General features: G+C 74.5%; 3 protein-coding genes. 2 read left to right on the forward strand and 1 reads right to left on the reverse strand.

The window, feature by feature from the left end; genetic code table 11:
• Positions 1 to 476 (reverse strand): alpha/beta fold hydrolase (locus AC0CYZ_RS23240; protein ID WP_472219730.1); only part of this gene is annotated, 476 nt, incomplete at its 3' end.
• Between the two features lie 156 nt (positions 477 to 632).
• Between AC0CYZ_RS23240 and AC0CYZ_RS23245 the strand changes: the two genes are divergently transcribed.
• Entirely contained in the window at positions 633 to 1007 is a 375-nt protein-coding gene (locus AC0CYZ_RS23245) for a YciI family protein (RefSeq protein WP_472219732.1), read from the forward strand.
• A 17-nt stretch (positions 1008 to 1024) separates the two neighbouring features.
• Positions 1025 to 2192: RNA polymerase sigma factor (locus AC0CYZ_RS23250; RefSeq protein WP_472219734.1), on the forward strand; the 1168-nt coding region annotated here is incomplete at its 3' end.

A 2192-nucleotide genomic window follows, 5' to 3' on the forward strand; every position in this document is an offset into this window, starting at 1 on the left:
TGCTCGGGCAGACCCACGGTGGTCAGGAACAGGGCCATCGCGTCACCGGGGCGGCCGTCGTCGAGCCGGGCGGTCAGCTCGGTGACGTACAGCTGGTGGCGGCGCGGGGCGTCCGGATCGACCATGATCGGCGGCTCCCACAGCGCGAGCTCGACGATCGGCAGCCCGGCGACGGCGGCGCGCAGCGCGAGGACGGCACCGGAGGAGTTCCCGAAGACACGGGCCGGTCCCGCGACGTCGAGCACGGCGGCCAGGTCCTCGATCTCCCGTTCGACGGCATACGGGGCGGTGTCGCCGCTGTCCCCGCGCCCACGGCGGTCGTAGTTGAGCACCGTGAAGTCCTCGGCGAGGAGCTCGGCCAGCGCACCGTGGACCGCGCGGCCGGTGGAGGCGCCGCTGACGAGGACCAGCGGGTCACCCCGGCCGAGGCGGTCGACTGCGATGCGCGTGCCGTCGGCGGAGCGCACGACGTCCATGGGAACCACTCCTTCCTCTGCGGGCCGGGATCGGCCACGCATCCTCGACGAGCGGACCCCCGAGAATTGGACAGCCGACGACGACGGGTCCCGGTGTCCGCCGGAGGGCCCGCCGTTCGTCGTCACGGTGACGACCCACGGCGGAAGGGCCCGAGGATGCGCTACCTGCTGATGATCAGCGCCGAGGAGACCGAGGACGACGCCACCGGCGCCACCCCTGACGCGACGGGTGACCCGGAACGCCGGCGTGCCGCGGGGATGGCGGCGTTCACCGCCTGGCTGGACGACCTCACGGTCCGCGGAGTGCTGCGGGCCCACGAGGGGCTGTGGCCCAGCCGCACCGCGACCACGGTGCGCGTCCGCGAGGCCCAGGTGCTGCTCACCGACGGGCCCTACATCGAGGCCAAGGAACAGATCGGGGGCTTCGCGCTGATCGAGGTCGAGGACCTCGACGAGGCCATCGAGGTGGCCGCCGGTCACCCCGCCTGCGCCTGGGGCCAGGTCGAGGTCCGACCGCTCCGCGAGCTGTGAACGAGCTCGCCGACGTCGTGACCGAGGTGTTCCACCGGGAGTGGGCCCGCCTCGTCGCCACCCTGATCGGCTCCAGCGGCGACTGGGACCTGGCCCAGGAGTGCGCCCAGGAGGCGTTCACCCAGGCCTGGCGCACCTGGCCCCGCGACGGCGTCCCCGACCGACCCGGGGCCTGGCTGCTGACGACCGCCCGCCGCCGGCTGCTCGACCGGCTACGCCGCGACCGGGTCGGGGAGACCAAGCTGGCCGAGGTCGCCGCTGCCGGGGACACCGCCTCGGACCCCGCCTCCGATGACGACGTCCCGGACGACCGGCTCCGGCTGATCTACACCTGTTGCCACCCCGCCCTGGCCTTCGAGGCGCAGATCGCCCTCGCCCTGCGCACCCTCACCGGGCTGACCACGGCCGAGATCGCCCAGGCCTTCGGGGTCGCCGAGCAGACCATGGGCAAGCGTCTCGTCCGCGCCCAGTCCAAGATCCGTGATGCGGGGATCCCGTACCGGGTGCCTCCGGCCCATCTCCTGCCCGAACGCACCGCCGCCGTCCTCGGCGTGGTCTATCTGCTGTTCAACGAGGGCTACCTCGCCACGGCGGGCCCCGAGCTGCGCCGCCCCGCGCTGGCCGGGGAGGCACTGCGGCTGGCCGCGCTCGTCGTGGACCTGATGCCCGACGACCCCGAGGCGCGCGGGCTCCACGCCCTGCTGCTGTTCCACCAGGCCCGCGCCGAGGCGCGCACCGATCCCACCGGGGCGCTCGTGCCGCTCGACGAGCAGGACCGGAGCCGCTGGGACGCGGCCGCGATCCGCGAGGGCGTCGGGCTGATCACGGCGTCGCTGTCCGGCACGGCGGTCGGGCCGTACCAGCTGCAGGCCGCGATCGCCGCCGTGCACGACGAGGCGCCGCGGGCCGAGGACACCGACTGGCCGCAGATCGTGGCGCTGTACGAGCTGCTGATGCAGGTGCAGCCGAGCCCGGTGGTGACGCTCAACCACGCGGTGGCGGTGGCCATGGTCCGCGGCCCCCGGGCCTGGCTTGAGCTGCTCACCGGGCTCGGAAACGATCAGCGGATCGCGGCCGGCCACCGGTTCCACGCCGTCCGCGCCCACCTGCTGGAGCTGGCCGGCGACCAGGACGGCGCCCGCCAGAGCTACCTGGATGCCGCCCACCGGGCGGCCAGCCTGCCCC

The organism is Actinomycetospora sp. (assembly GCF_055612215.1).